Annotated in this window: 3 protein-coding genes and 2 rRNA genes; 1 reads left to right on the forward strand and 4 read right to left on the reverse strand. The window is 30.8% G+C overall.

The window, feature by feature from the left end:
- The 3 genes from ACI48P_RS21965 to ACI48P_RS21975 form a co-directional block, all read right to left on the reverse strand.
- A 16S ribosomal RNA gene (locus ACI48P_RS21965) occupies positions 1-93 on the reverse strand; the annotation flags it as partial.
- Between the two features lie 551 nt (positions 94-644).
- A complete protein-coding gene (gene nrdG / locus ACI48P_RS21970; protein WP_475219640.1) occupies positions 645-1,184 on the reverse strand; it encodes an anaerobic ribonucleoside-triphosphate reductase activating protein in 540 nt (179 codons plus the stop codon).
- Between the two features lie 35 nt (positions 1,185-1,219).
- Positions 1,220-3,571: an anaerobic ribonucleoside triphosphate reductase gene (locus ACI48P_RS21975; protein ID WP_475219641.1), complete on the reverse strand. Its 2,352-nt coding sequence runs from the start codon at positions 3,569-3,571 to the stop codon at positions 1,220-1,222.
- A gap of 327 nt (positions 3,572-3,898) precedes the next feature.
- On the opposite strand from ACI48P_RS21975, the gene ACI48P_RS21980 reads away from it, so the two are divergent.
- Complete coding sequence (locus tag ACI48P_RS21980; RefSeq protein WP_475219643.1) at positions 3,899-5,116, forward strand: pyridoxal phosphate-dependent aminotransferase; 1,218 nt, start codon at positions 3,899-3,901, stop codon at positions 5,114-5,116.
- 101 nt (positions 5,117-5,217) lie between these two features.
- On the opposite strand, the gene rrf is transcribed toward ACI48P_RS21980, so the two are convergent.
- A 5S ribosomal RNA gene (rrf, locus tag ACI48P_RS21985) occupies positions 5,218-5,334 on the reverse strand.
- Positions 5,335-5,459: the final 125 nt, after the last annotated feature.

The following is a 5,459-nucleotide window of genomic DNA, read 5'->3' on the forward strand; positions in this document are numbered from 1 at the left end:
TCCGCCGCTCTTCTCCGAAGAGAATCGCTCGACTTGCATGTGTTAGGCACGCCGCCAGCGTTCATCCTGAGCCAGGATCAAACTCTCAAATAAAAGTTTATCTAGGGCTCAGATACTCTTATATATCTGGCTTTATGTTTGGTTGTTTCAAATTCTATAAATTAACCTACTGTTTAATTTTCAAAGTTCATCTTTACCGTTTTATCGGCTTTTTTCGACTTCCTTAGTTTACCAAAGCTAAATAACTTTGTCAACCACTTTTTATGAAGTTGGTTTGTTTTTGTCCCGTTCTCAAGGACAAGTAATACTTTACCAGGTTTTGTTTTTTAAGTCAATATGTTTTTTAATTATTTTTTTATTCATTTAAAGCCAATTAAAAGTTATGCACATATGTTATCCACATTATCCACAACTTATCAACATTGATTTTTCTAATATAATTATATATTTTTTCTCCATTATCCACACTATTAATACACTTATCAACAAAAAAATTTTTTAAATTTTATATTTTTTTACTATATTTTATATAATTAACCAATACATATTTTATAATTTGCCACTATTTATATAACTTATTCATATATGTTTTGACAATAAAAAATAACTAAAGCTTCTATAATCAAGAAACCTTAGTTATTTTATTATTCCGCCATACTCAGCCTAGATTCTATATACTGTTCATGTAATAATACTTTGCTATTATCTAAACTTCTATGAACATCTATTATTCTTTGATTAGAAGAACCTCTAAACTTTAAGCTTATATCTTTCTTTTCTTCTATAAATTTACCATCCACCAAAACATCTATTTGTCTCAGTAAATTTAAATTTTTAAAATAAGATTTATTACTTTTATCTAGAAGTTGTTCAAATGTAAATCCAGTATAAGCCCATACATCTAAACCTTTACTTTTAGCTGCTCTTGCTACTTCTTCTAATGCTTCTGGTTGTAAAAATGGTTCGCCCCCTGATAAAGTTATTCCTTTTTGTAATCTCAAAGATTTTATTTTATCTATAACTTCTTCAGTTCTAACTTCATACCCCTCATCTAAAGTATGAGTTTGAGGGTTATGGCATCCTTTACAATTATGAATACATCCTTGTGTCCATATAACCATTCTTAAACCAGGACCATCTACTATACTGTCAAAAGTAAGCGGTGATGATATTCTAATTTTCATAACCCTGCCCTCCATAATCCATTTTATTTAAAATACTATCTATGTTTTACTCTATCATGAACTTCTGCTTTTTTAGCATTGTTAAATCTATCTACAGTTCCAACTAGATATCCTGTTATTCTTCTTATTCTTTCAAACTTTATATCACTCTCATCTTCATTTCTACCACATACCGGACATATACTTCCATCTATAACTCCAGAGAATCCACATACTGGGTCTCTATCAACTGGATGGTTTATACTTCCATAACCTATTCCAAGATCCTTCATTGCTCTGATTATAGTTTCAAAAGCTTCTAGGTTGTCTGATGGATTTCCATCTAACTCTACATAAGTTATGTGTCCTGCATTTGTTAATTCATGATATGGAGCTTCTTTTTCTATCTTTTCAAAAGCACTTAACTTATAGTGTACTGGTACATGGAATGAATTAGTATAGTAATCTCTATCTGTTATTCCTTTTAACTCTCCATATACTTTTCTATCCATACGAGTAAATCTTCCTGATAATCCTTCAGCTGGAGTAGCTATTAACGAGAAGTTTAGCTTGTACTCTTCACTAGCATCATCCATTCTTTTTCTCATATGTGATATTATCTTTAAGCCTAGTTCTTGAGCTTCTTGGCTTTCTCCATGGTGTTCACCAATAAGTGCAACTAGACATTCTGCCAATCCTATAAACCCTATAGTAAGCGTTCCTTGTTTTATAACTTCTGCTAATTTATCTTCTGGACCTAGGTTATCTGAACCTTCCCATACACCTTGACCCATTAAGAATGGGAAGTTCTTCATCTTCTTATTTCCTTGTACTTCCATTCTTTCTAATAACTGTTCTATAACTACATTTATCTTTTCATCTAATTCTTTGAAAAATCCTTCTACATCACTTTTTCCACCATTAGCTATACCATGTTTAATACCTAATCTAGGTAAGTTAACAGTTGTGAAAGATAAGTTACCTCTACCACTAACTATGTCTTCTCCACATTCATTTGAAAGTACTCTTGTTCTACATCCCATGTATGTAGCTTCAGTTTCTGGTCTACCTTCTACATAATATTTTGCATTAAAAGGAGCATCTAAGAAACTAAAGTTAGGGAATAATCTTTTAGCAGATACTCTACATGCTAATTTGAATAAATCATAGTTTGGATCTTCCGGATTTAAACTTATTCCTTCTTTAACCTTAAATATTAATATAGGGAATATTGGTGTCTCTCCATTACCTAGGCCTTTCTCTAATGATAAAAGTAAGTTTCTTGTTACCATTCTTCCCTCTTCTGTAATATCTGTACCGAAGTTTACGCTTGAGAAAGGAACTTGAGCTCCTGCTCTAGAGTGCATTGTGTTTAAGTTATGGATAAATGCCTCCATAGCTTGATATGTCTTCTTCTCAGTTTCGCTTAAAGATTCTTTAAATGCAAATGCTTGTATCTTCTTAGCAAATTCTTCATCTATACCAAAAGCTTCTACTAACTTCTCACCTTCAGCTAAAAGATACTCTTCATCCTTACTTATTCCTACTTTTCTACCTGTAATTTCTTCTGTAGAATTTACTATGTTCTTTACGCTATCATCATCTTCTATATTATTAGATAACTTTAATGCTTTAGCTATGTTACTTATATAGTAAGCTTTAAATGTCTTATATACACCTTCAGCTAAACCATAATCAAAATATGGTATACTTTGTCCACCATGTTGATCATTTTGGTTACTTTGTATAGCTATTGCTGCAAGCGCTGAATAACTTATTATGTCATTAGGTTCCCTTAAGAATCCATGTCCTGTAGAGAAACCTCCTTTGAATAATTTCTTAATGTCTATTTGACAACATGTTAAAGTTCCCATATTTAAGAAATCCATGTCATGTATATGTATATCACCGTTATCATGAGCAAATGAATGTTCAGGCTTTAAAACATGCGTCTTACAGAATTCTTTAGAAACTGTACTTCCATATTGAAGCATCGTACCCATTGCTGTATTACCATTGATATTGGCATTTTCTCTTTTTATGTCTGCGTTGTCGGCGTCTTCAAATGTTATTTCTTCTATAGATTGCATTAATCTAGATTTTGAATTTCTTATTCTGCTTCTTTCTGTTCTGTATACTATATATTCTTCACTAGTCTTTGCATGACCTGTTTCAATAAGGACCTTTACAACTGCATTTTGTATGTCTTCAACTCCTGGAGTCACTCCTGTATACTTACTGTTTACTAACTTTACTACTTCTTGTGTTAATTCCTCTGCTAGTTTATAATCTGGCATTATATTTTCTCTTTCTGCCACCTTACTAGCTGCTAAGAAAATAGCTCTTGTTATTCTATCTGCATTAAAAGGAATTATTCTTCCATCTCTTTTCTTTACATAATTAATCAATTTTTAAACGCCCCCTCATCACTATATATTGTATCACATTTCTCTATTACCCACTACATATAGTATGTAAACAAATAAAAAATTCCCTTCGACAAAGTCAAAGGGTATGTGATTTAACGACCTTATTAGATTACCAAATTTGTACATAATAGTCAAACAGACTACAAACATTGCAAATGCTATGTGGATAATTTGAACCTTAGTGTTTGTAATGCTTGTAAAAAAATAAAAAAATTTTATCTTTTTTGTAGTTAATTTTTGCATTCAATTGTATTTTATTATAAATATCGTATAATATAATTAATCATAAATTAAGGGGGATATTTTATGTTATCAAACAGACTTAGTTCTATTACTCCATCATACACTATAGGTATAAGCACTAAAGTAAGAGAAATGAGAAATCAGGGTATAGACATTATAAATCTTAGTATCGGGGAGCCAGATTTTAATGTTCCTGAAGCTGCAAAAGCTCGCGGAATCAATTCTTTAAACAAAGACTGCACTAAATATGATTTAGTTCCTGGTCTTAAAATTCTTAGAGAAGAAATTTGCAAAAAATTATTAACTGAAAATAATTGTACATATTCTATAGATGAAATAGTTCTATCTAGTGGTGCTAAACACTCTATTACAAATACTTTATTAGCTGTTACAAATCCAGGAGATGAAGTATTGCTACCAAAACCTTACTGGGTTAGTTATCCTGAGATGATCAGCTTAGTAAATGCAACACCTATATTTATAGATACAAATAAGGAAAATAGCTTTAAGTTAACAGGGAAAGAGTTACAGAAACACATCTCAGACAAAACAAAACTTATCATAATAAACAATCCATCAAATCCAACTGGCGCAGTATATACAAAAGAAGAATTAATCGAAATAGTAAATATATGTATTGAAAATAATGTATATATCTTAGCTGATGAAATATATGAAAAGGTATGCTACAATGATAGTTTTGTATCGATTGCATCATTAAGTGAAGAAGCAAAAAACATTACAATTACTATAAATGGTTTTTCTAAGTCTGCAGCTATGACAGGTTTAAGATTAGGTTACTCTGCATCTAATAAAACTATAGCTAAAGCTATTAGTACCATACAGGGTCACTTAGTTTCACATCCTAGTCAAACAACACAATATGTAGGATATGGAGCTCTAAAAGATTGTTCCAAAGAAATAGATCATATGGTATCCGTTTATAAGTCTAGAAGAGATTTAGTTACTTCTAAATTAGATTCTATTCCTTATGTAGGATATGTATATCCAGATGGCGCTTTTTATGCTTTTATAGATTTATCAGAATTAAAAAATATATTTGATTATAAGAATAGCTTATCTATAGAGTTCTGTGATGAATTATTAAGTAAATATCAAGTAGCTGCCGTTCCTGGAATAGCTTTTGGTGCTGATGAATACATCCGTATTTCATACGCTTGTAGTGAGGAGTCTTTCTTAGAAGGATTAGATAGAATGCACAAATTAATATTAGATATTACATCTAAATCAGAAAATAAAGTTCTATGTGAAAATATATAATATGTAAAAACTAATAAAAAATAAAACACTTCTTTGATATAATATATAAATTATATTAAAGAAGTGTTTTTTAATAATTATTTTGAAAACTAAAAAAGATTACGTGGCTACGTCCTACTCTTCCAGGAGGTTGCCCCCCAAGTACCATTGGCGCTAAAGAGCTTAACTTCTGTGTTCGGAATGGGAACAGGTGTATCCTCTTTGCTATAATAACCACATAATCTTCATGCTTAATATTTCTATTAAGTTGTAGAGTTAATACTCTAAAAACTGCATATCATTTAACTAATTTTCATCATTTTAGTTGGTCAAGTCCTCGACCTATTAGTATCGATAAGCTAAA

It is taken from the genome of Romboutsia sp. LXY-2 (genome assembly GCF_056171995.1).

Coding starts and splice junctions, on each gene's coding strand:
- nrdG (WP_475219640.1), bottom strand. CDS start 1,184: ATGAAAATTAGAATATCATCACCGCTTACTTTTGACAGTATAGTAGAT.
- ACI48P_RS21980 (WP_475219643.1), top strand. CDS start 3,899: ATGTTATCAAACAGACTTAGTTCTATTACTCCATCATACACTATAGGT.